We start from the raw sequence: 24,160 nt of genomic DNA on the forward strand, positions 1-24,160 counted from the left end.
AATTTATATATAAAACCTTTATAGGAGTATGGAATTGGAGAAGCTTAGATTTGGGACTGAGCTGATAAAGAGAGGATTTGCAAAAATGCAGAAAGGAGGAGTAATCATGGATGTAACTAATGCTGAGCAGGCGATGATTGCTGAAGAGGCAGGGGCGGTTGCGGTGATGGCGCTGCATAAGGTGCCAGCGGATATAAGAGCAAGTGGTGGGGTTGCGAGGATGGCGGATCCCGAGAAAATAGAGGAGATAATGGATGCGGTGACAATTCCAGTGATGGCAAAGTGCAGAATAGGGCATGTAATGGAGGCAAGAGCTCTTGAAGCATTAGGAGTGGATATGATAGATGAAAGTGAGGTTTTAACTCCCGCTGATAATTTTTTCCATATAGATAAGAGAAAATTTGTTGTTCCTTTTGTTTGTGGTGCGAGAAGCTTGGGTGAAGCATGCAGAAGGATATGGGAAGGGGCGGCAATGATAAGGACAAAAGGTGAGGCGGGCACAGGCAATGTTGTTGAAGCAGTGAAGCATATGAGGATAATAAATTTTTCAATAAATAAAGTAGCAAGAATGAGTGAGGAAGAAATTTTATCTCTCGCGGAAAAATACTCAAAAGCTTATCTAAAGCTTGGAGAAGAAGTCTCTAAGGATGGTATAAGTTATGAAGGGATTGAGATATATGAAAATTATACGCTGGAGCAAATTAGCGAGGGAATTTATGAGATATTAATTGAAATAAAGAAACTTAAAAGGCTACCAGTTGTAAATTTTGCTGCGGGTGGGATAGCAACTCCAGCAGATGCAGCTATGATGATGTACCTTGGTGCAGATGGTGTTTTTGTTGGCTCTGGAATTTTTAAATCATCTAATCCAAAGGCCTATGCAATGGCTATAGTTGAAGCGACGAATAATTGGAAAGATGCGAAAGTTGTTGCGGATGTCTCGAAAGGATTAGGAGAAGCAATGAAAGGAGAAGAAATAGATAAACTCGTTGAAAAATTTGAGATAAGAGGGTTATGAAAGTTGCAGTTCTTGCATTTCAAGGGGATGTTGAGGAGCATGTTGAAATAGCAAATAAGTCAATTGAAAAAATAGGCAAGGGACATGCTTTCGCAACTATAAATAAGGAAGAGATAAGAGAAGCGGATGCATTGATTATTCCTGGGGGAGAGAGTACCACAATAACAAAATTAATGCATAAAAGTGGGGTTGCGGATGAAATTAAAAAATTTGCAAGCAAAGGCAAGCCAATCATGGGCACATGTGCGGGATGCATAGTCATTGGAAAAAATGAACGAGTCAATTCTTTAGGTCTTATAGATATATGGGTGAGAAGGAATGCTTTTGGAAGGCAGAAGGAAAGTTTTGAAGTAAAATTAAATATAAAGGATATAGGGGATTTTAATTGCATTTTTATAAGGGCTCCTTTGATAGAGAGAGCGGGGGAAAAAGTAGAGGTGCTTGCAAAATTTGATGATAAAATAGTTATGGCAAGAGAAAAAAATATTCTCGCCCTATCTTTCCATCCAGAGCTTACAGAAGACACAAGAATTCATGAATATTTTTTAAAAATGGCTGATATATAACCATGGCAAAAATATTCATTACAAGGCGATTGCCTGAAGAAGGATTGAATTTGTTAAAAGGGCACGAGCTTGAGATATATGAAGGAGATGCCCCTCCAAGTAAGGAAGAGATTATAGAAGGAGTTAAAGGAAAGGATGCTTTGATATGCTTGCTAACAGATAGGATAGATGCAGAGGTTATTGAGAAAGGAAAAAATCTTAAAATAATAGCGAACTATGCGGTTGGAGTAGATAACATAGCTATTGAGGAAGCGACAAAAAGAGGAATATTTATAACAAACACCCCAGGTGTTCTTACTGAAACAGTTGCGGATCTGGCCTGGGCCTTAATGATGGCGATTGCTAGAAGAATTGTTGAAGGGGATGAATTTGTGAGGCAAAGAAAATTTAAGGGATGGGCTCCTATGCTTTTGTTGGGAAGAGATATATATGGAAAAACTCTGGGAGTAATAGGAGCGGGTAGAATAGGGAAAGCTTTTGCGAAGCGTGCAACAGGCTTTTCGATGAAAATCTTGTATTATGGTAAGCGTAGAGATGAAGAATTTGAAAATGAGACAAATGCAAGATTTGTTGGCTTGCATGAATTGCTAAGAGAATCTGATTTTGTTTCTCTTCATCTCCCTTTAACCAAAGATACATATCACATAATAGGAGAAAATGAGCTAAGGATGATGAAAAAAACCGCCTACCTTATAAACACTTCCCGTGGTAAATGTGTGGATGAAAAAGCGCTTGTAAAGGCTCTCAAAGAAGGATGGATAGCAGGTGCAGCGCTGGATGTTTATGAAAATGAGCCAGAGGTAAGTGAGGAACTCCTTTCTTTAAAAAATGTTGTGCTTGCTCCTCATACTGGCTCAGCATCTTATGAAACTAGAACAAAGATGGCAATAATGGTTGCTGAAAATGTAATATCTGCATTAAATGGAAAAATACCCCCGCAATGTTTAAATCCGGAAGCAATAAATTATAGATGAAAAATAAATATATATTTTCCCAATATTATACAATGCATCATGAATTGCAGAAATTGCTTCAGCTAAAGTTCTTTGAGCGAGAGGGGTTTAAAAGGAGAAAGTGTAATATCTGTGGATCTTTCTTTTGGATTAAAGGGGATGAAGAGCGATGTGGTGATGCTCCTTGCGTTAGCTATTCTTTTATAGGTAACCCTATAGGGAAAAAAAGCGATTTGCACAGTATGAGGCAAAAATTCCTATCATTTTTTGAAAGAAACGGGCATAAAATAATAGATCGCTATCCTGTTGTAGCAAGATGGAGGGATGATATCTATCTTACAATTGCATCAATAGCAAACTTTCAACCCCATGTGACAAGTGGTATGGTTAAACCACCCGCAAACCCCCTTGTAATTTCCCAGCCAAGCATAAGATTAAATGATTTGGAAGAAGTAGGAAAAAGCGGTCGCCATCTCACCCTTTTCGAAATGATGGGTCATCATGCCTTCAACAATCACGAAAAGATTTACTGGACGGAGGAAACGGTAGAATATTGCAACAGATTCATGGAAGAAATTGGAATAGAGAATGTAATTTACAAGGAGGCGGAATGGGCGGGCGGGGGCAATGCGGGCGCATGCCTCGAAGTTCTTTGCAGGGGGCTTGAGATTGCTACTCTTGTTTTTATGAATTTGAGGGAGGAGAAGGATGGGGAGTTTTTGATTAAGGGAGAAAGATATGCTAAAATGCCTATTCAAGTTGTTGATACTGGTTATGGCTTGGAGAGGCTTGTATGGCTAACTAACGGAAGCAAGACAGTGTATGATGCAATCTTTAAGTATGCGGTTGATGAAATTTTGGAGAAAGCAAAAGTTCCTAGAATGGAAGAGATATATGCAATTGCTGATCACGCTCGATGCATTACCTTTATGCTATCTGATGGAATAATTCCATCCAATTCTGGAGCGGGTTATCTTGCAAGACTTGTTATAAGAAGGGCCCTTCGCTTCATGAAAAAAATTTCATATGAAGGGAGTTTATTTGATGTTGTATCTTTGCATATAAACGAGATGGGGAAAGATTTTCCTGAATTAAAAAACTCAAAAAGCAGAATAAAAGAAATACTTGAAATTGAGGAAGAAAAATTTGATTCAATAGTACAGAGGGGAAAGGCTATTTTATCAAGATACAAAAAGATTGGAATAGAAGAACTTATTGAGCTTTATGATTCTCATGGAATCCATCCAGAAATTGTTAAGGAAATAACGCATGTTGAAATTCCAGAAAAATTTGAATCAATGGTCGCGGAGAGACATTTAAAAAGTAGAGAAGAAAAGGAGGAGGAGAAATTTTATCCATATAAAACATTGAAAATTTATTATGAAATGCCATATGAGAAAGAATTTGATGCAAGAGTTATTTTTAAAGGAGAAAATTTTGTTATTCTAGATAAAACTCTATTTTATCCAGAAGGAGGAGGGGAGAAAAGTGACACTGGCTATTTAATTCAAAATGATAAAAAGGCAAGGGTTATAAAAGTGGAAAAGGCGGGAGATGCTATCCTGCATTATATAGAAGGGGATATAGAAGAGGGTGAAGTTAAAGGAATTATTGATTGGGAGAGAAGATACTCAATGATGATTCATCATACCGCAACCCATATCATAAATTATTCCGCTCGCTCAATTCTTGGCGAACATGTGTGGCAGGCTGGGAGTGAGCTAGATGAGAATGAGGCAAGACTTGATATAACTCATTATAAGAGGATAAGTGAAGAAGAAGCAAAAAGAATAGAAAAAGTGGCAAATGAGGTTGTAAGGAAAGGAATAGAGGTTAGAAAGGGTTTCTATGAAAGGAATGAAGCGGAGAAGAAATATGGAATGAGAATATATCAGGGAGGCGCACCAAAAAGTGGTGTGGTAAGGATAGTTGAAATTCAGGGTGTGGAGGCGGAGGCTTGCGGGGGGATGCATATCAATAATACCTGTGAGGCGGGGTTGATAAAGATAATAGGGATTGAGAGAGTTCAGGATGGGGTGGAAAGAATAAGGTTTTGTGCGGGTGAAAGGGCTATAGAGTATGTGCAAAACCAGGAGTATGTTATAAAAAAATTGGTTGAAATTTTAGATGCACAGCGAGATAAGATTGTTGAATCTGTTGTTAAAATGGAAAAAGAAAACAAGGATTTGAGGAAAGAATTGAAAAGGCTGCAGGAGAAGTTTGGAAAGGAAAAAGCGGAGGAATGGGGAGGAATAAAGATAATAGTTGAAGAGAATCTTCAGCCATCTTCAATAAAGGAATTGACGAAGGAAAAGGCGGTTGTCGTGTCAGCTAGCTTGAGGGAAGAAAATGCAATAATTACAGTTGCCTGCTCATCTGATGTTGCTTTAGATTGCTCAAAAATTGCGAAGGAAATAATAGAGAAATTTAATGGAAGAGGAGGGGGTAAAAAGACAATAGCTCAAGTTGGCATAGATGCAAATAGAGTTGATGAAGTGAAGGAAAAAATAGTTGAAATGGTAAAAAGGGAAATTGAAAAATGAAGAAAGTTTTTATTGTAATAATTTTAATCTCCAATCTCCTTGTTCCTTATGGAAAAATTAATTATGACTGGACTTTAAGTGCTAGAATATCTACTCCATATATTTATTCAGATATTTCATGGGAAGAAGCAATTGATAGATTGGTAAAAAATGGTGTGAATGTTATTCTTGACTGGGCGGGCTTTAGCGATACCTATCAGGGAAGAATAATGGGCTTTAATGAATCTTTTAATGAATTCCAGGAAAGAGCGAGATACATTCGAGAGAATTACCCAGATGTGAAATATATGGTATATATAGCTCCTCTGGAATTGCAAACAATTGATTCGGACTTAAATAAGGATAGGAGAGATGATGATGGGAAATGGAGCACATACACAGATCACCCTGATTGGTTACAGATTGGAAGAGATGGGAGAAAAGCGGTTTTTTATGGTTCGATGCCTGGTATGCCATTTTGGGTTGATGAAACAAGCGAGGATGTATGGCTTAGCCCAAGCAATAAGGAATATAAAAATATTATAATAAATCGGCTCAAGGAAATATCTCCACTGGTAGATGCGATATGGATAGATGTTCCTCATCTCTGCTTTGAATTCGGGGAAGGATGGTGTGAACAGTGGAGCAGTTTTGATGAAGAAAGCAGGAAAGATTTTTACAATGATACGGGCATGATCATGCCTTCTCCACCCGTTGAGCTGGATTGGGATAATGAAACATGGCTAAAATTTGTTGAATGGCGATATAAGCAAATTCTTGATTTCATCAGAGATTTAAAAAATTCTATAAGCGGAGATTGCAAGCTTGTTGTAGAAACATCTTCACATAGCGTTTTTATAACTCAAAATGGGTGCGATATCTCAAAATTACCCTGTTTTTGTGATGTGATAGCGCATGAATATTATGGTCCATTTTATAGGGTACAATACTATTCATGGCTTGAGATGCTTGCTAACTTAAAATTATGGTATGATTTTGATAGAAATGCGGGAAGAAATACTTCATGGCTTCTCTCATATGTTAAGAAAGGGGATGTGGAACTTGCAAAATTCCATTCCGCCATAGTTTCTTCAATGGGTTTCAATTACTATACATCAGGCGAAGAGCACATGTGTGGAATGGTTGATGAAAAATTTATGCATGATTTTTTCGGTTGGATTGAAAATAACTATCAATATTTTTATGGATGGGATAGTGAAGCGGATGTTGCGGTTTTATTCTCTCGCAATACATTAGATTATCTTGATAAAGGGAAATGGGGAGGTTATGCATATCATGATGAATTTATTGGAACTTTAATGATGCTAATTGAATCAAACATACCATTCAAAGTAATTTCCTTCGAGAATATTTCTGAATACAATTTGGTTATATTACCAGATTTCGCCTGCATGAATGAAAGCCAATCGGATAAAATAAGAGAATATGTGGTGGGTGGGGGGAAGATTATAGCGATAAATGAAACATCATTTTATGATGAATATGGAAGGCGAAGAAGTGATTTCCTGCTAAAAGATGTTTTTGGTGTTGAAATTAATGAAGCTTTAATGGGGGAAATTTACGAAAATGAATATGGAAAAGGAAAATCAGTTTTTTCATTAACTCCTTTTGGTAGATATTATTTATGGTCCGCACAACCATGGGAAAATTATGGAAATAGAGAGGAGGCTGAGAGAATAAGAAAAGAGTTTGTTAAATTAATAGGTAAAGTGGATTATAAACCCTATTATGAAATAGATGGTGCTATAGGAATTCCATATAAAAGGGGAAATGAAAGAATGATAAGAATTATTAATTTTAATGGAGTGGGATATGGAAAAGCATCTCCAGAAGCTAAGGATTTAGTTGTAAAAATAAGAAAGGATTTAAAAAATGTTAAATTGCTTGACTTTATGGGGGAACTTAAAGATGTGGAGTTTGAAAAAGAAAATGGTTACAGGATAATCTCTTTTAGAATAAATGAGCAAGCCAATCTTATATTCTCTGAAACTAACGAAACATTATATATATCACTCAAAAAACCAAAAGCTGGAAAGATTTATGTGATGGATAGAGAGATATTTCCAATTCCCTCTAAAAGCGCTTTTGTGATTGGCAAAATAACAGTAGAAGCGGAGACAAATGGAAAAAAAGTGGAGTTTTATGTTGATAATTCTCTTGAATGCACTGCTACAATTGAGCCATATTCATGGACATGGAATGAATTTGCGATTGGAAAGTATGAAATAAAAGTTGTCGCATATAACTCTGAAATAAAAGAAGATAAAGTAGATGTTTTTATAATAAACCTATTCGAAAAAAATTTATGATGGCACAGTATATTAACCAGGGCCGGTAGATCAGCTGGAAGATCGCCATCTTGGCATGGTGGAGGCCGCGGGTTCAAAAGCGCTGGCTGAAAATCCCGCCCGGTCCATTTAAATGGAAGAAGAGCTGAAAAGGATAGTGGATGAATATATGCAAAAAGTTCCGGGGATTAGGGAATATTGTGAAAGATGCCTTAGGACAGAAAGGTGGCATGGAAGCGTTGTTCTGATGGTGGTTGATGCCTCCTTTACTTCAATAGGATTAAACTATTTTAATGCGGTTGTTCCAAAAGTTTTTGAGTTTGATGAGAAATTTGTTAGGAGCGGAAGGATTACAAAACTTAAAGAGCTTGCGGAAGCTAATATAGAGGAGCTCAGGAAAGTGTGGAAAAATGAAAGGAGCTGGGCTATTGCAAGAGAAATTTCTGCATATCTTTCTCAAATATCAAGCAATGATAGAGAGGCGTTAAGAAAGTGGGCAAAAAATGTTAATCTTGAAAAATGGAGAGAGGATGGGATTGGAAGAATAAAGGGTGTAGGGCTGGTAACTCTTCAATATTTGAGAATGATGGGTGGCATCGATACCTTAATGCCGGATAAAATAGTTAAAAGAGTAATAAATGATATTCTTGAAAGAGCGGGATATGAAGCAATAGAAGATGATATGGAATTTATAAAAACAGCGGAAAAGATTGCAAAAATTTGTGGATATAAGGCGATAGAGCTTTGCTGGATGACATGGCTTGTTCAAGGCGAAGGGAATAAGATAAGAATGGAAAAATATTCGAGAATTTTAGATAAAATTTGAAAATACAAATAGGATTATTTAAAATGAAAAAATATGTTTTGATTGTGTGTTTTTTGGTATATTGGTAGTTACAGGGATAGCAAGAGCTAGTTGATATACATCTCATAGTCCAATTTATATAAATGGAAATGATGATTTTTGCATCTCAAGCAAGTGAGGGGGGATGGCCAAGAAATGGAACCGCATCAAACCCTTATATGAGGGAATAGGGATTGAAAATACCAGTGTTTATTTCATTATAAGGAATTCCCATATCTATGGGGTATTTCAGGGAATAATGGGGTATAACTATGTAATGTAAAAAAAAATGCAAATACATGGTAATACATTTTTTGGAGATACAATACAAAATTGCTTAGCTAGTGGAGTATATCCTCAGAGAGGAGGAACATATTTCCACAATAAATTTTAGAAAATTGTGGATTGGTGTATGGAATGGCTCTCCTACACGATTCTTCTTACAATATTATAGAACTAAATGATATAATTAACAACAAAAATTGGGACTCAAACCATACAATTATAACTGCAATATGTGGTGGATATGAAGGTGATGGAGGATACTATTACAATGTAGATACTGTAATGGAAATGGGCCAAGTAGAGAGATGATTGATCCTGTAACTAGCTCATATTTAAATTGGAGCGAAGATATAATTTATGGATGGGAAGCAAATAACAATATTAATTTTGACCCATTGGTTGGAAAAATGATTTTGCATAAAGATGAAATATGATAACATTGCCTCTGTGAATGGAGAAATATCAACAATATTGCGGGTTGCGGGCTATGAAATATGCTCTTTCATAGCGAAATTGGATGCCTTATTGCAAAAAAAGCTATATAATTGGCTTTGAGGGCAATTTCGAATTTCAGCATAAATGGAACAGAGATTTAGCCAGAGGTAAATATTACATTAAGAAAGGGATACAATTTAGTGGCACATACTAAAGTATTGCCAACAAAAGCAATTGATATTGGTAAAAATATTATCAATTGCACCAAAGGTGGAAAATGGAATGCCATAAATCAGCAATGGACCCAGAATGCATTTTTGATGTGTATGTAGGGGATGAAAAGGTAGTGCTACACAATGGAATGGATAATTTAATCTCTCCTCTCCTCTTTTTTATTTAAAACCAAATTTTCTTATATCCTTTTAATATAAGGTTTTATGATTGAAAATATAAAGAGAAATCTGAAAGAGATAGTAACTGTTGAAGAATTGGAGAAAATATTAAAAAAAGAATATAAGAAAGCATACATTGGTTTTGAGCCATCAGGGCTGGTGCATCTTGGCTGGCTTATGTGCGGAGATAAAATTAAGGATTTGGTTGATGCGGGTTTTGATTTTTATATTTTGCTCGCGGACTGGCATGCTTGGATAAATGATAAATTGAATGGCGATTTAGAAGCAATTAGAATTTGTGGGGAGTATATAAAAGATGCATTTTCTGCTATGGGGTTGAGAAATGTTAAATATGTCTACGCCAGCGATATGGTTAAGGATAGCGAATACTGGAAGATGGCTCTCAAAATAGCAAAAGAAACGACGCTTGCAAGAGCTAGAAGGGCAATGGACATAATGGGAAGGAAGGAGGAGGAGGCGGAAAAGGACATTTCCAAATTTTTCTACCCTCTTATGCAGGTTGCTGACATATTCTATCTTGATGTTGATGTTGCTCTAGGAGGAATGGACCAAAGACATGCTCACATGCTTGCAAGAGATGTTTCTGATAAATTAGGAAAGAAAAAGGTTGTTGCCTTGCATACTCCTTTAATTTCCTCACTGCAGGCAAAGGAAAGGATGGATGCAAAAATGTCAAAAAGCAAACCAGATAGTGCAATTTTTATTCACGATGATTTTGAAACAATAAAAAGAAAAATAAATAAGGCATATTGTCCTTTGCAATCAGAGAATAATCCTGTTATGGAAATTGCAAAACATATTATTTTCCAGCATTTTAATGAAATAGAAGTATCAGAAAGAAATTTTTTATCCTATGAAGAGCTTGAAAATTCCTTCCTTAAAGGAGAGATTCATTTTGTTGAGCTCAAGAGCTCAGTTGCTGAATATCTGGAAAAAATCATCTCTCCTATAAGGAGTTACTTTTCAAGAAATCCAAAAAATTTAGAAGCGCTAATGAATTATATTAAAAAATGATAAAGGTAGGATGCTGTGGATTTCCTTGCAGAAAAGAAGAATATTTCAAAAGATTTGAGGTTTTAGAGTTGCAAAAAACATTTTACTCTTTGCCAGAAATAGATACAGCAAAAAAATGGCGGAAGGAGAAGCCAGAAAATTTTGAATACACCATGAAAGCATGGCAACTTATTACTCATTTGCCAACAAGTCCTACTTATCGAAAGGCAAATTTGAAACTTGAGAGTAAAAACTATGGATTTTTTAAGCCAACAGATGAGATTTTTTCTGCGTGGGAGAGATGCAGGGAATTTGCAAAAGAATTAGACGCCAGAATAGTTGTATTTCAATGCCCACCAAACTTTCATGAAAGTGCTGAAAATGTAAAAAATATTGAGCAATTTTTTTCAAGTATTAAAAAAGAATTCATTTATTCAATTGAATTTAGAGGGAAGTGGAGCAAGGAAAAAATTGTTGAAATTTGTGAAAAATTTGATTTAATTCATTGTGTTGATCCATTTAAAAGTTCAAGCTATTATGGAGAAATAAAATATTATCGCCTTCATGGTATAGGTGGCTACAATTACGATTATAGCAAGGAAGAGCTGAAAAAAATTCTTGAAATTTGTAGAGGAGAAAAAGCATATTGCTTATTCAATAATACAAAAATGCTGAAAAATGCGTCAGAATTCAAGGAAATGATAAAGAATCTATAAAAGCGGAAACTTTTTCGCGAGTTTAAAAACTCAATCTCATGTTAAGCAATGTTTATTTCAATGCATAAAAAGAGCTATAAAAATCGAAATGTTGTATATTCTAGATTGTCCTTGATGTGAAAAGACTAAAGAATTGATTAAAGAAAGTTTGAAAGAACTCGGAGTGAAATCAGATTTAGAAGAAATTTTGATTGACTCGCATGAGAAGGAGAAAAAATATAATTTTGTTGGTTCGCCAACTATCAAAAATACAAAAGGGGATGATCAAAGAATATATTTAGAAAAATCTTTAATTTTTATGTGAGCGATCTCAAGCTATATGAAGATTAAAAATTTAAAAACACTTTTTGTAATCAATTTTTCATTCCCAACATTTATAAACACAATTTATATATATATCCATGAATGTAGATATGAAGATTGAAAATGTTGTTGCTTCTACAACAATTGCAAAAGAACTTGAGTTATCAAAGCTAAAGAAAGCATTGCCGGAGAGCGAGTATCGCCCAGAACAATTCCCTGGATTGGTTTTAAGATTAGATGAGCCAAAAACCGCTGCACTGCTTTTCAGAAGTGGTAAGGTTGTCTGTACTGGAGCAAAGACGATAAAAGATGTAGAAAGAGCAATTAAAAAGGTATGCAATAAAGTAGAGGGGGCGGGCTTCAGGGTTTATAAAGAACCAGAAATAACCGTGCAGAATATTGTAGCATCCGCAAACTTGCATGCTCAGCTTAACCTTATAGCAATTGCACAGGCGGTGGGCTTAGAAAAGATAGAATACGAGCCAGAGCAATTTCCTGGTTTGGTTTACAGGATGGAAGATCCAAAAGTAGTTATATTGCTTTTTGGCTCTGGCAAACTCGTATGCACCGGCGCAAGAAAAGCGGAGCAGGTTGAAGAAGCAATAAAGGAGATTATAAAAGAACTAAATGCCAAAAGATTACTATAAGGTAGTAATAATTGGTGCTGGGCCTGCGGGCCTTTTTGCGGCGAGCGAGCTTGCGGAAAGTGGCATAGAAGATGTTTTGGTGATAGAGAAAGGTAAGGATGCGGAAAAAAGGAAGTGTCCCGTTAGGCAATATACAAGGTGCATGAAATGCAAGCCTTGCAATATTCTTTGTGGAGTTGGGGGTGCTGGATGCTTATCTGACGGGAAGCTTAATCTGAGAGCTGATATAGGAGGAAATTTAAATGAATTTACAGATAAGCCAGATGAGCTGATAAAAAAAATTGATGAAATCTTTTTGAAGCATGGTTGTCCGAAAAAAATTTATGGAAAGAATCTGAAGGATTTGGAAAAAATTTCCTCACAATATGGAATTCATTTCATCCCGATTCCACAGCGCCATATTGGTTCAGATAGATTGCCATCTGTGATAAGCTCTTTCAAAAGAGAAATCGAAGAAAAAGGTATAAGTTTTTATCTTGAAAGGGAAGTCAAGGAAATTGAAAATAATAAAAATTTTATACTCCATCTGGATGGAGAAGAAATAGAATGCTCCTATCTTTTAGTGGCGGTTGGGCGCAGTGGGGCGGAATGGCTCAGCTTGCAGGCTAATAAACTTGGGATAAAAACAAGATATGCTCCCCTTGATTTGGGTGTGAGGGTGGAGGTGCCATCCGTTGTTATGGAAGATGTTGTAAAAAAGGCTTGGGATCCTAAGTTTCATATCTATACCCCAACCTATGATGATTTTATCAGAACTTTTTGCACATGTCCCAATGGTTTTGTTGTGATGGAAGATTATGGAAAATATATATCTGTAAATGGTCATTCTTCAATAAATGAAAAATCCCAGAATACAAATTTTGCATTTCTTGTAAGAATATCCTTAACTCAGCCAGTTGAAAATACAACCGCATATGGCACCGCAATTGCTTCAATGGCAACAGTTATAGGGGGAAGAAAACCAATTTTGCAAAGACTGGGAGACCTTAAATCTGGAAGAAGATCCACATGGGAGAGAATAGGTAAATCATATGTTGAACCAACTCTTAGAGATGCAACTCCAGGAGACATTTCAATGGCATTGCCTCATAGAATTGTAACTGATGTAATAGAAGGACTTGATAAACTTGCAAAAGTAATACCAGGGGTTGCAGAAGATTCCACACTTCTTTATGCCCCAGAAATCAAATTCTATTCAATGCGTTTTGTTGTGGACAAAAACATGGAAACAAACCTAAAAAACTTTTTTGTTGCGGGCGACGGCGCGGGCTTATCCCGCGGAATAGTTTCTTCAGCTGCCACCGGCATACTTGCTGCGAGGGGAATAATTGAAAAACTAAAAGGTTAATAAAACTAAAAGATTAATATATCATTTCTTTTTTAATAGCAATGGAAAAAGTTGTTCTTGAAAAAGATAGCTTTATGGCTCTTGCCTCAGATACAAGGATAAATCTATTGAAAAAATTGAATGAAAGGAAAATGACCGTGTCTGAATTAGCAAAGGAAATGAATATAAGCAAGCCAGCGGTGCTTAAGCATCTATCTAAGCTATGTGAGGCGGGATTGGTTAAGAAAATAGAAAATGAGAGGAAATGGGTATATTATGCTATTACTCAAAAGGGTAAAAATATTCTATATCCAGATAGAGCCAAAATAATTCTTCTTTTATCTTCCTCAATAGCATTACTTTTTGGTGGAATAATCTATATGATTAAGTTTTATGGAAAAAATGAAGAAGTGAGGATTATGAAGGAAACACTCGGAAGTGAAGCAAAAAATTATCCTTATTTAGGAATAATTCTTCTTGTGATTTCTGCATTACTTTTTGCCATTGCGGTTTTCTATAAAATAAGAAGTAGGAAAAATCATTTCTGATAATTTATTCCCTTGATTATTGTCATTGCCCTGTATATCTGTTCAATAAGGACGAGCCTGCATAGCTGATATGGAAAAGTCATCTTTGAGAGAGATAAGATAAAGTCCGCATTTTCCTTTTCATCAAATCCTTTATAGCTACCTATGAAAAAATATACATTTTTATTTTTTAGAATAATATCCTTTAAAAAATTTGCAAATTCTATCGAACTCATTTGCTCCCCATTTTCATCTAAAAATATGTTGAAATCCCCTAAATCCTTTATTTCATCAGTTTCAACTATTTCTAATCTAAAAAATTTTTCCAATCTTTTTCCGTATTCTTCAACAGCTTCCACATAAAATTTCTCCTTTAGCTTACCTAAGCATACTATTTTAATCATAAAATAGTAATAATCGGCAAAAAATAAACTTTTATGCTAATTTTTATTAACAAGAAAATATATTTTTGTTGTGAAAAAAGAAATAATCATCATAGCGATTCTCTTATTATCCTTTTTCTCACTTAATACAAAAGCAAAATATTTTGAAGAATTAAAAATTGATGCACCAGATGATTATAAATATCAGCCAATTGACATAAGAATTGAATTCAAAAATCCTTGCATCGCAATAAATGAAAAAAAGCACTCAATAAAGGTTTTTTACAATGGTAATGAAATAGAGAGCCAAACTCACAGTATGGAAAGGGTGGATGAAAATTATATAAGAGCTTGCAATATTGTTTTCCTTTATCAGGGAAAGGGTAAATATGTGGTAGAATATGGAGAAAATGTTTTTGATGTGAATTATCCAAAGCGTGTTGAAGTCAAAGATTCTTTCTATTATTTTGAGCCCATACCAAATTATTATGCAAGGATTAATTATTATGAGATTATTGAGGAAAATAAGCCAGTATTTGGAATATGCCAGGAAGGGAGCATAATAGGAATGGAAATGAGCAATAAAGTTATAAAAGTTAGGGACGGGGCAAATAAGTTTGAGATGAAAAATTGGGAACAACTTTTTTCATTTGCCTTTTTTTATGAAGAGAAGAGAGAAGTAGGTAGTGATGAAAAACTCTTAGCAAAAGAAATTATAGTGGATGGAAATCTTATGGCTAAAATTGCGATAGAAAGCTCTTCCTATGATGGAAATATAAGGACAAAGGCAATATATACATATTATTTTTCTCCAATAAATGAAAAAAGAATTTTTATTCAGCTTAGACATGAATGTATAGAGGAATGCAAGATAAAAGAAGGCTCCGAAACTAATGGAATATATGCATATATTCTTTTTGTTAAATCAAGAAGTAAAACAATAGAGGAATTAAATATGGGAGAAATTCTCCCATATATTCATTTAAATGGTAAGAATGGCATTGAAGAATATGAAATAGAAACAAATCCGAGCAGTAAAGATTACAAATGGCTCCTTTCATCTAAAGATAACATAATTCTAGGCGATCCTTCATGGGTCTTTATGGATGACAAGTCAAAAGCATATGGCTTTATATTTTCGCCCGGCAATTATATGGTTAAAGCGGGAGTTAAAGAAGAAGTAAAGATTCCAGGGATTGAGGTGGACGGCGGAGGGGTAAGTATAGGAAGAAGAGAAAAAGATGACATTGAAAGAGGAGTTATTTATAATGGGACAGTTGAGTTTTTTTATGGGAAATATGAAAACATAATCAGGGAAGCAAATTCTTTTTCAATTTTTAGTAAATACAGAAATTTTTATGAAAGCGAGATATATGGGGGAAAAGAGAAATTATACAATGTTACAATAATTTCACATTTTCGTCACTCTCCTCCTTTTTATCCCTATATTTCAGCCTTATTTGGCATCAATTTTTCTCATCTTGAAGTAGAAATATGGAATAAAACAACAATTGCAAAAAGCAAAATAAATTTTAGAAAAGCATCCTTTTCTCTTCCACCAGCGAGTTATGTTGCAAAAATTCACTCTGTTTCAAAGGAAAGAAAATTAATTGGGTATAAGATTTTTTCATTGAATGGAGACGAAAAAATTCATGTTTTCTGCTCAATTCCAGGGGAAGTTGAAATTAAATCAAAAGAAGGAGCAAAAATAAAAATCTTTGATAGGAATGGAAATTTAATAGAAGAAACCAATGGAAATAAAAAAATATTTCTTCCAATACTAAACAAATATAAAATTCAAGTTTTATACAAGGGATTTTTAGTAAAAGAAGAGGACTTCTTTCTTTTTTACAGATTTAGGAGGAATTATGAAATAAATACATACAATGCAAAATTTATTGTTAAGGATACTCTTTCGCTTCCTTGCGGGATATCTTTAAGTCCTTTTTTGACAAGTGATGAGATGAGCGAAAAAACTTATATAGAAAGCAAGAGAGAAGGAAACTTTTATATTTTTGATGATTTGCCAGGTGGAAATTATGATTTTGTGATAAATTACAAAAATTTTGCAATTAAAAAATCGGTTAAAATATCTTCCAATGAAACCTTTACAGTTTTATTTCCGTTAGAATATAAGATAGAAGTGAAAGTTTATGATAGAAGGGGCTTCCCAATAAATGCAAAAATATTTTATGAAAGAGAAGGCAAAGAATTTTCTCAAAATTTCTTACCACCTGCCCATTATACCATAAAAGTTTATGGCAAAAAAAATCTGATCGCAAAAAAGGATATTTTTCTAAACACTGAAGATGAATTTAAAATAGTTACGAATAAACCATCCGTATTTCCATATATTCCATTTGTTTCAATTTCCGCAATTTTCTTATATAAAAGAAGATTTAATTTTTCTACCGTGATTGCAATGCTTATATCTTTATCCCTTGCTTTTTCATGGTGGCATTCTTCAGAAACAACCCTTTATATTTTTCCAATTGAAATGATAGAATATAATGAGCATTATGGGGAATTTATCCAGTTGCCCCCAATTTTTTTAAAAATTCTAGTTTTCTCTCTTTCACTAATAATTTCCTCATTTTTCCTCCTATTTTTAAGAAAATTTGTTTTTTCTTCTATAGCTATTTTTTCTTCCATTCTTACCTATTCTATTGCAATATGGAGATTTTCAAATTTTTTAAAATTAAAAGAAGGTGTTTTTGGAATAGGCTTTTATTTAACTTTTGCATCACTTATGTTGGTTGTTGGAAAGGTGATTGTAGATGAATTTAGAAGAAGAAGTTAAGTATGCGGGAGATATGGTGCATAGGTTAAAGAAGGATAATATTGTAAGGATAATCGGGCATGTTGATGCGGATGGAATATCTTCCGCATCTATAGTTGCCATTTCGCTGGCCAGATTAGGATATAAATTTCACATATCTATAAAAAGGACTTCTCCAAACCTCATAGATGAGATATCAAAAGGAGAAAATGCCCTGACAATATTTGTTGATATAGGCACAAGCTATTTAAAAGAAATGAATAAAATTAAGGGGGATGTGATAGTACTTGATCATCATCTGATTGAAAATGATGAAACAAGGGACATCGAGGACATAATTTATATAAACCCGAGAAAATATGGAATAGATGCAAGCAAAGAGGGAAGTGCTTCATGCATTGCCTATGAGTTTGCAAAAGCAATAGACAAGAATAACATCGATTTATCACAGCTTGCGGTTGTTGGGATGATAGGTGATAAACAGAAATTTACAGGATTAAATAAAAAAATTGTTGAAGAGGGAATAGGTAATGGATTTATCAGTGAAAAAGAACAGTATTTGTTAAGAGGAGGGTGTATTAAGGAGATGATAGATAACTCAATTGACCCGTATTTTGTTTTTAATTCAACTCATTTCCTTAACTCAATATCAATAAAGCCGGAAAGCAAGTTAAATGATTTGAACGAGGAAGAAAGAAAGAGATTTTTCTCCGCATTGACATTAAAAATGATAGAGCAAAATGTTGAAGAAATAGAGTGGAAAAGAATACAATATTACGGGAAAGAGTATGGCAACCTTCATGATATGGCTTCAAAACTTGATGCTTGTGCAAGGCTAAATGAGGCAGGCGTTGGAATTGCCCTTTGCTTTAGGGATAAAAATGCTCAGGATAAAGCTAAAATGATTCAAGAAAAATACAGGGATGAAATAAGGAAAGAATTGAAAGAGATTGAGAAAAAAGAGGTTAATGAGATGAAAAACTTTTTATATATCTATGTAAATCATGCTCCCTTAGCGGGTGTGATTGCGGGATTATCCCTAAAATACATCCCAAAATTCAAAAAAGGAAAGCCAGTTGTTGCAATTGCGGTAAATGATGACGCAAGCATATCCGCGAGAGGAAATGATAGGATGGTTGAAAATGGTATAAATTTGGGAAAAGCCTTCAAAATCGCTGCTGAAAAAGTGGGGGGCATAGGCGGTGGCCACCAGATAGCTGCGGGCGCAAAGATAAAAAAAGAAAGGTTAAAGGAGTTTTTGGAGGAGCTGGATAAGGAGTTAGGATGAAAACGCTTGTTATATGTGAGAAAAATATAGCTGCAAGAAGAATTGCCCAAATCTTATCGGGAGGGAAGGCGAAAAGGGTTAATATCAATGGGATTCCATGTTATTGTTTTGATGACAAGATCTTTATCGGGCTTAAGGGACATATTATGTATCTGGATTTTCCAGAAGAATACGAGAACTGGCAAAATATCCCACCAGAGAAGCTTATTGATGTTACTCCGGTAAAAAAAATATCTGAAAGAAAGATTGCTGATGCAATCAGAAAATTGGCAAAGGATGTTAGTAGGGTGATAATCGCTACAGATTATGATAGAGAAGGCGAGCTGATTGGAACAGAAGTTTTATCTTTAATTCCCAAGGATGTTGAAATAAAGAGAGCAAAATTCAGCTCAATAACTCCTTATGAAATTAAAAAATCGTTTGAAAATCTAGGGAGTATTGACTATAACTTATCAAAATCCGCTGAAGCAAGACAACACATTGATTTGATATGGGGGGCAAGTTTAACAAGATTTATATCTATTTCTTCTGAACAACTTGGAAAAGATTTTTTATCTGTTGGAAGAGTTCAATCCCCAACTCTCGCCCTAATTGTTGAGAGAGAAAATGAAATAAGGAATTTTATCCCAAAACCCTTTTGGAGGATAGAAGTAATATTTGAAAAAAATGGTGAGAAATTCAAAGCAGAATATCCAAAAATAATAAATGATGAAAAATTTGCGGATGAAATATTATCAAAATTAAAAGAAATAGGAAAGGGAATTGTGAAATCATTTTCAAAAAAAGAAGTTGAAAATATGCCTCCTCCACCCTTTGATACCACTTCTTTTTTAAGCGAAGCATCCAAGATTGGATTTTCTGCAATGGAAGCAATGAAAATAGCAGAAGAGCTGTACATGAATGGATTGATTTCTTATCCAAGAACCGATAATACAGTTTATCCTCCTCTTCCCTTTAAAAGCATATTGGAAAAATTAAAAGAGGTTTTTCCAGATGAAATTAAAAAACTCGAAGGCATGATGAGGAGTAAGCCAGTGAGCGGGAAGAAAGAAAGCAAGGATCATCCTCCGATTCATCCTGTTGATTGTAAAAGATTGCAGGGAAAGCAAGCAAAGATATATGAGCTGATTGCAAGGCGTTTCATGGCGACGCTCGCCAAAAATGCATTGATTGAAGTTAAAAATGCAGAAGTAGTGGTGGGGGAAGTAAATTTGAAAGCGAGCGGGCTGAAAATAAAAGAAAAAAACTGGATGGAAATATATAAAACAACTTTAAAGGAAGAAGCTCTGCCAGATTTATTTGAAGGAGAGGAAGTGAAGATTTTAGATATTAAGAAAATAAAAGGTGAGACAAAGCCACCAGCTAGATACACCCAGGGAAGTCTAATACTGGAAATGGAAAGAAGGGGCTTAGGCACGAAATCCACAAGGCATGAAATAATAAGTAAGTTATATGAAAGAAATTATATAAGGGGCAAGTACATTTCTCCTACTCCTTCAGCCTTTGCGGTTATTGATGCTTTAAGGAGTGGAGCGGATATCATAACTAAACCAGATATGACCGCTCATATAGAAAAGGAAATGGATGGGATAGCGGAAGGCAAAAAAAGTTTTAGTGAGGTTGTGGAAGAATCCAAGGAATTGTTAAGGAAAGCCTTTGAAATATTGAACGAAAATAAGAAAGAAATCGGTGAAAAAATAAAAATAGCGATGGAAAAACAGAATTATTTTGGTGATTGTCCCAAGTGTGGTGGAAAACTTGTTCTAAGAAAATCAAAGCACGGAAGATTTATTGGTTGTTCAAATTATCCAAGATGCAGTAACATTTATTCCATTCCAAAGACTGGAAGCGTTTTTTTCGAAGGAGAATATTGTAATAAGTGTAAAAGCCCGATGATAACAATAATATCTAAAGGGAAAAAATGGAAGAGATGTCTAAAAAGAGATTGTAAATGATATATACTGAAAATGTATTATTTTCATGAAAAAATTTGCTGTGATATTTATTATATTGCTTACAATATTATTCCCTATAGTAAATGCAGGCTTTATTAATTCAGACATAAAGATGGAGATGAATGAATTGTCACCCATCTCTGTTGGAGAAAAAATTTATAGAGATTTGAATATAACTTTCAGCTGGGGTTATGGTCTTTTATTTCCCTCATCTTTAGAAATTTTTTTGGAAGTAGAAACGCCAGAATGGCTAACAGTAAGCTTATCGGAAAACTCTTTTAAGCTCACTCCACAAGGTTTTTATGGAGGGGAGATAAATAAGAGCATAAAAGTTGAGTTTTTTGCAAGGAAAGAAGTAGAAGGGTTTGTAGAATATCCTTTTAAAATAAGGGCTTATACTGATGGAAATCTCTTGCTTAAAGGATGTAAAGAAGAAATAACAATGAATGTAATGCAAAATTTTTATGATAGAGGAATAGGAGTTGAATTTCCCTCAAAAATTTCTATTATAAAGGGAGAAACTCTTTACTTCACAATGAATATTACAAATAACTGCAATTCTCTCATAGAAATTAATTTGAAAACAGAAAACATAAGCAAGATAAAAATCCTACATGAAAAAAAATTTTCGGTGCCACCGCACACAAAAAAGTCATTGAATGTGAGAGTTATTGCAAATGAGACAGGAGAAGAAGATGGAAAGATAATTTTAATCTATTATCCATCCGCTGACAAAAACATCACAAATTATGTTGAAATCCCAATAAAAGTTGTATGTTCCGAAAAAGCATCTAACCTATGGGTTTTAATTTTAACAGTTACTGTTATTATATTGATTCTGATTTACATTTTATGGAAGAAAAAATAAGAGAATTAATAAAGAGGCATGAGGAATACAAGCTATCTGGAATAAATCTTATTGCATCGGAGAATAGGATTAGTGTAGCTGGCTCATCAGCGCTGGCTAGCGATTTGGCGGGGAGATACGGGAATGAATGGTATGGAGGGGCAAGATATGCTATTGAAATATTTGAAGAGACTGAAAAACTGGCGAGAAAATTGTTTAAGGCTAAATATGTTTTTATAAATCCAATATCTGGAAATATTTGCGACCTTGCGATGATTTTTTCATTTACAAAATGTAGGGATATGGTGGCGGGCATTCCAAAGGAGGAAGGTGGTTATCCGTTTGGCTATGGGAAATTTGAGAGAAAATTTTATCCTCTCCCAGTTAAAGATTATGTTGTTGATGAGAAAAGGCTTAAAAAAATTGATGTTCCTCTTGCCCTTGTAGCATCTTCAATAATTCTTTTTCCCCATCCCCTGAAAAAGATATCAGAAAGGATAAATGGAGTTATAGCATATGATGCATCTCATGTCCTTGGATTGATTGCGGGAGGGGAATTTCAAAAGCCACTTGAGGAAGGAGCGGATGTTGTTATTGCATCCACCCATAAATCCTTTCCAGGTCCTCAAGGAGGAATAATTTTTACAAATGATAGCGAGGTAGCAGAGAAGATATCCCCTTATGTTTCATTTGATTATGAAGGAGGAATTGCTCTCATTGATAATCCTCACATGCACAGAATAGCCTCTCTCGGAATTGTTATGGAAGAAATGATTAAAAATGGAAAAAAATATGCCAAAAATATTGTTAAAAATGCAAGAGCTCTTGCAAAAAGTTTAAATGAAATCCTGCCAATAAAGTTTCCTGAAAAAAATTTTACAGAAAGTCATCAAATACTTATTGATTTACCAAAAGAAAAAATAGAAAAGATTTTTAAGGATTTAGAAAAAAATCATATTTTTATAGATTGTATTGGAAGGATTGGAGTTGCAGAAGCTACATATATAGGAATGGATGAAAAAGATATGGAAGAAATTTCCAATTTTATAGTTGATGCGATTAGAGGTAAAAATGTTAAAAAAGAAGTAACTAAATTCGCAATGAAATTTTATGCCTAATTTTTCTTCCACATAGGAGAAATATCCCTCAGCTTTTTGACAACATCAGGCAAAACTTCAAGGAAATAATCAATTTCTTCCTCCTCATTTTCTCTTCCAAGTGTAACTCTTAGTGATCCATGTGCATCCTCAGGCTTAACCCCTATTGCAAGAAGGACGTGCGAAGGCTGGAGCTTCTTGGAGGAGCAGGCGGAGCCAGTTGACGCAGCGATTCCCTTTGAATCAAGTAGAAGAACCAAACTTTCTCCTTCTATTCCTTTAAAATAGAAGCTCGCATTATTCGGCAATCTTTTTTCTGGATGCCCTGTAAGATAAGCTTCCGGTATTTCAAGAACATTTTTTATTATTTTATCCCTTAATTTCTTCATCTTTTCTGAATCTTTTCTCCATCTATTTTTTGCTAACTCGCATGCTTTACCAAAACCAACTATTCCCGCCACATTTTCTGTTGATGAGCGGAGACCCTTTTCATGCCCTCCTCCATGGAGAATTGGCTCAATTTTTATTCCTTCTTTTATATAAAGTGCTCCCACTCCTTTCGGGCCGTAAATTTTGTGGGAAGAAATGGAAAGCATATCTACATTTAATTTTTTAACATCCACTTCCATTTTTCCAACACTCTGAACCACGTCTGTATGAAAAACTATATTATGTTTTTTTGCTATTTTTCCAATCTCTTCTATATTCTGTATTGTTCCAATTTCATTATTTGCATGCATTATTGAAATGAGTATCGTATCCTCCCTTATTTCATTCTCTAACTTCTCAATGTTCACAAGTCCATAATTATCAACTGGTAAATAAGTAACTTTGAATCCTTTCTTTTCTAAATATAAGCAAGTTTCGAGCACAGCGGGATGCTCTATTTTACTTGTTATTATATGCCCTTTTCCATGATAAAAAGCAATTCCTTTTATTGCAAGATTGTCACTTTCCGTTCCACTGCCTGTAAATATTATTCTATCCGCATTTATGAGTTTAGCAACTCTTTCCCTTGCTTCTTCAATAGCTTTTTTTCCTTCTCTTCCCCATGAATGCAAGCTCGATGCATTGCCAAATTTCTCATTAAAAAATGGTAACATTTCCTCTATAACTTCTTCATCAACTGGGGTGGTTGCGGCGTGATCGAGATAAATTTTCTTCATTTTTGATTAATCAGTTCAGCAAATTTAAGGTTTTCGAGCAAAATTTTTAACCATTTTTATATTTAATTTTGCCTTCACCTGCAGAAAAGTGATGACGCATGATTCACTTCGACGAGGTGGAGGCACAAATCGATCCCAAAACAAAATCAATCCCAAAAATTTTAATTATTTAATACATATACATTCATGAAGAGGGTAATCTCTGCATTAGTAGCTATTTTGTTTTTAGTTAGCATGCCTTCTTTTGCTATAAACAGCAAAGAAATTTCATCAAGCGTTGAAATTTCGAAGCCTGATATAATAGAAAAAGAGAATTACTTAAGGATAGAGATTGAAGAAAGTGAATATTTTATAAATCCAGGGAAGCCAATTGTTCCTAAGATAATTAAAGTTTTTGAGATTCCTTTTGGAGCAAAAAACATAAAAATCGATGTTTTTCCCAAAGAAATAAGTGAAATCAATCCAGGAAAAGAATTGGCAATCTCTCCCTATCCCACGATTTTATCCGCGAATGAAATCTTGCCTACAAACAAAAAATATGAGCATGAAGATACAGATTATGAAATTTATCCAAGCTCATGGTATTCCTATCGCATTGGATGCGGGCTGAATGATAAAATGGAGCGTGTAACTTTTGTTACAGTTCATTTATTCCCAGTAAGATATAAGCCATCAGAAAGCAAAATATATTTTGCAAGCAATTTTGAAATAAAAATAAGATATGATAAGCCCTCTAAGCTTACATCTTCTTCAAGCTATGATTTGGTTATAATTTCTCCAAAAGAGT

20 protein-coding genes and 1 tRNA gene are annotated in these 24,160 nt (G+C 34.6%); 19 read left to right on the top strand and 2 right to left on the bottom strand.

Annotated features, from left to right (window positions below; genetic code table 11):
• Positions 1–34 precede the first annotated feature (34 nt).
• From pdxS to H5T44_04765, 13 genes are all read left to right on the top strand, one after another.
• Positions 35–1,018: a pyridoxal 5'-phosphate synthase lyase subunit PdxS gene (gene pdxS / locus H5T44_04705; GenBank protein MBC7081521.1), complete on the top strand. Its 984-nt coding sequence runs from the start codon at positions 35–37 to the stop codon at positions 1,016–1,018.
• A complete protein-coding gene (gene pdxT / locus H5T44_04710; protein ID MBC7081522.1) occupies positions 1,015–1,584 on the top strand; it encodes a pyridoxal 5'-phosphate synthase glutaminase subunit PdxT in 570 nt (189 codons plus the stop codon). The genes pdxS and pdxT overlap by 4 nt, the downstream gene beginning before the upstream one ends.
• A gap of 2 nt (positions 1,585–1,586) precedes the next feature.
• The gene (locus tag H5T44_04715) at positions 1,587–2,558 is read left to right on the top strand and encodes a D-glycerate dehydrogenase (GenBank protein ID MBC7081523.1); all 972 of its coding nucleotides are present in this window, start codon (positions 1,587–1,589) and stop codon (positions 2,556–2,558) included.
• Positions 2,555–5,080 (top strand): alanine--tRNA ligase, encoded by a 2,526-nt coding sequence (gene alaS / locus H5T44_04720; protein ID MBC7081524.1) that lies wholly within the window; start codon positions 2,555–2,557, stop codon positions 5,078–5,080. The genes H5T44_04715 and alaS overlap by 4 nt, the downstream gene beginning before the upstream one ends.
• The gene (locus H5T44_04725; protein MBC7081525.1) at positions 5,077–7,389 is read left to right on the top strand and encodes a beta-galactosidase trimerization domain-containing protein; all 2,313 of its coding nucleotides are present in this window, start codon (positions 5,077–5,079) and stop codon (positions 7,387–7,389) included. The genes alaS and H5T44_04725 overlap by 4 nt, the downstream gene beginning before the upstream one ends.
• Before the next feature lie 19 nt (positions 7,390–7,408).
• Positions 7,409–7,496 (top strand) — tRNA-Ala (locus H5T44_04730).
• A gap of 5 nt (positions 7,497–7,501) precedes the next feature.
• The gene (locus tag H5T44_04735) at positions 7,502–8,194 is read left to right on the top strand and encodes a hypothetical protein (GenBank protein MBC7081526.1); all 693 of its coding nucleotides are present in this window, start codon (positions 7,502–7,504) and stop codon (positions 8,192–8,194) included.
• Between the two features lie 435 nt (positions 8,195–8,629).
• Entirely contained in the window at positions 8,630–8,806 is a 177-nt protein-coding gene (locus H5T44_04740; GenBank protein MBC7081527.1) for a hypothetical protein, read from the top strand.
• Positions 8,807–9,369: 563 nt separating this feature from the next.
• Entirely contained in the window at positions 9,370–10,359 is a 990-nt protein-coding gene (locus H5T44_04745) for a tyrosine--tRNA ligase (protein MBC7081528.1), read from the top strand.
• Entirely contained in the window at positions 10,356–11,054 is a 699-nt protein-coding gene (locus H5T44_04750) for a DUF72 domain-containing protein (protein ID MBC7081529.1), read from the top strand. The genes H5T44_04745 and H5T44_04750 overlap by 4 nt, the downstream gene beginning before the upstream one ends.
• Positions 11,055–11,467: 413 nt before the next feature.
• Positions 11,468–12,004 (top strand): TATA-box-binding protein, encoded by a 537-nt coding sequence (locus H5T44_04755; GenBank protein ID MBC7081530.1) that lies wholly within the window; start codon positions 11,468–11,470, stop codon positions 12,002–12,004.
• Entirely contained in the window at positions 11,985–13,352 is a 1,368-nt protein-coding gene (locus tag H5T44_04760; protein ID MBC7081531.1) for an NAD(P)/FAD-dependent oxidoreductase, read from the top strand. The genes H5T44_04755 and H5T44_04760 overlap by 20 nt, the downstream gene beginning before the upstream one ends.
• Before the next feature lie 41 nt (positions 13,353–13,393).
• On the top strand, positions 13,394–13,879 hold the full coding sequence (locus tag H5T44_04765) for a winged helix-turn-helix transcriptional regulator (protein ID MBC7081532.1): 486 nt from the start codon (positions 13,394–13,396) through the stop codon (positions 13,877–13,879).
• Here the strand turns inward: H5T44_04765 and H5T44_04770 are convergent.
• The gene (locus tag H5T44_04770) at positions 13,870–14,262 is read right to left on the bottom strand and encodes a 23S rRNA (pseudouridine(1915)-N(3))-methyltransferase RlmH (GenBank protein ID MBC7081533.1); all 393 of its coding nucleotides are present in this window, start codon (positions 14,260–14,262) and stop codon (positions 13,870–13,872) included. The two genes, H5T44_04765 and H5T44_04770, sit on opposite strands and share 10 nt — an antisense overlap.
• Positions 14,263–14,332: 70 nt before the next feature.
• Between H5T44_04770 and H5T44_04775 the strand changes: the two genes are divergently transcribed.
• The 5 genes from H5T44_04775 to H5T44_04795 are packed head-to-tail and all read left to right on the top strand — an operon-like array spanning position 14,333 to position 22,228.
• Entirely contained in the window at positions 14,333–17,041 is a 2,709-nt protein-coding gene (locus H5T44_04775) for a hypothetical protein (protein MBC7081534.1), read from the top strand.
• Positions 17,019–18,308 carry a DHH family phosphoesterase gene (locus H5T44_04780; protein MBC7081535.1) on the top strand — a complete coding sequence of 430 codons (1,290 nt, stop codon included), beginning with the start codon at positions 17,019–17,021 and terminating at the stop codon, positions 18,306–18,308. Before H5T44_04775 ends, H5T44_04780 begins: the two co-directional genes overlap by 23 nt.
• Entirely contained in the window at positions 18,305–20,263 is a 1,959-nt protein-coding gene (locus tag H5T44_04785) for a DNA topoisomerase I (GenBank protein MBC7081536.1), read from the top strand. The genes H5T44_04780 and H5T44_04785 overlap by 4 nt, the downstream gene beginning before the upstream one ends.
• 25 nt (positions 20,264–20,288) lie before the next feature.
• Positions 20,289–21,131: a hypothetical protein gene (locus tag H5T44_04790; protein ID MBC7081537.1), complete on the top strand. Its 843-nt coding sequence runs from the start codon at positions 20,289–20,291 to the stop codon at positions 21,129–21,131.
• Positions 21,116–22,228 (top strand): serine hydroxymethyltransferase, encoded by a 1,113-nt coding sequence (locus H5T44_04795; protein MBC7081538.1) that lies wholly within the window; start codon positions 21,116–21,118, stop codon positions 22,226–22,228. The genes H5T44_04790 and H5T44_04795 overlap by 16 nt, the downstream gene beginning before the upstream one ends.
• Here the strand turns inward: H5T44_04795 and nifS are convergent.
• Positions 22,225–23,373: a cysteine desulfurase NifS gene (gene nifS / locus H5T44_04800; GenBank protein MBC7081539.1), complete on the bottom strand. Its 1,149-nt coding sequence runs from the start codon at positions 23,371–23,373 to the stop codon at positions 22,225–22,227. The two genes, H5T44_04795 and nifS, sit on opposite strands and share 4 nt — an antisense overlap.
• 186 nt (positions 23,374–23,559) lie before the next feature.
• Here nifS and H5T44_04805 point away from each other — a divergent pair.
• Positions 23,560–24,160 (top strand): hypothetical protein (locus H5T44_04805; protein ID MBC7081540.1); only part of this gene is annotated, 601 nt, incomplete at its 3' end.

The organism is Thermoplasmatales archaeon (assembly GCA_014361195.1).
GTDB lineage: Archaea > Thermoplasmatota > E2 > UBA202 > JdFR-43 > JACIWB01.

Coding starts and splice junctions, on each gene's coding strand:
- pdxT (MBC7081522.1), top strand. CDS start 1,015: ATGAAAGTTGCAGTTCTTGCATTTCAAGGGGATGTTGAGGAGCATGTT.
- H5T44_04715 (MBC7081523.1), top strand. CDS start 1,587: ATGGCAAAAATATTCATTACAAGGCGATTGCCTGAAGAAGGATTGAAT.
- alaS (MBC7081524.1), top strand. CDS start 2,555: ATGAAAAATAAATATATATTTTCCCAATATTATACAATGCATCATGAA.
- H5T44_04725 (MBC7081525.1), top strand. CDS start 5,077: ATGAAGAAAGTTTTTATTGTAATAATTTTAATCTCCAATCTCCTTGTT.
- H5T44_04735 (MBC7081526.1), top strand. CDS start 7,502: ATGGAAGAAGAGCTGAAAAGGATAGTGGATGAATATATGCAAAAAGTT.
- H5T44_04740 (MBC7081527.1), top strand. CDS start 8,630: ATGGCTCTCCTACACGATTCTTCTTACAATATTATAGAACTAAATGAT.
- H5T44_04745 (MBC7081528.1), top strand. CDS start 9,370: ATGATTGAAAATATAAAGAGAAATCTGAAAGAGATAGTAACTGTTGAA.
- H5T44_04750 (MBC7081529.1), top strand. CDS start 10,356: ATGATAAAGGTAGGATGCTGTGGATTTCCTTGCAGAAAAGAAGAATAT.
- H5T44_04755 (MBC7081530.1), top strand. CDS start 11,468: ATGAAGATTGAAAATGTTGTTGCTTCTACAACAATTGCAAAAGAACTT.
- H5T44_04760 (MBC7081531.1), top strand. CDS start 11,985: ATGCCAAAAGATTACTATAAGGTAGTAATAATTGGTGCTGGGCCTGCG.
- H5T44_04765 (MBC7081532.1), top strand. CDS start 13,394: ATGGAAAAAGTTGTTCTTGAAAAAGATAGCTTTATGGCTCTTGCCTCA.
- H5T44_04770 (MBC7081533.1), bottom strand. CDS start 14,262: ATGATTAAAATAGTATGCTTAGGTAAGCTAAAGGAGAAATTTTATGTG.
- H5T44_04780 (MBC7081535.1), top strand. CDS start 17,019: ATGAATTTAGAAGAAGAAGTTAAGTATGCGGGAGATATGGTGCATAGG.
- H5T44_04785 (MBC7081536.1), top strand. CDS start 18,305: ATGAAAACGCTTGTTATATGTGAGAAAAATATAGCTGCAAGAAGAATT.
- H5T44_04790 (MBC7081537.1), top strand. CDS start 20,289: ATGAAAAAATTTGCTGTGATATTTATTATATTGCTTACAATATTATTC.
- H5T44_04795 (MBC7081538.1), top strand. CDS start 21,116: ATGGAAGAAAAAATAAGAGAATTAATAAAGAGGCATGAGGAATACAAG.
- nifS (MBC7081539.1), bottom strand. CDS start 23,373: ATGAAGAAAATTTATCTCGATCACGCCGCAACCACCCCAGTTGATGAA.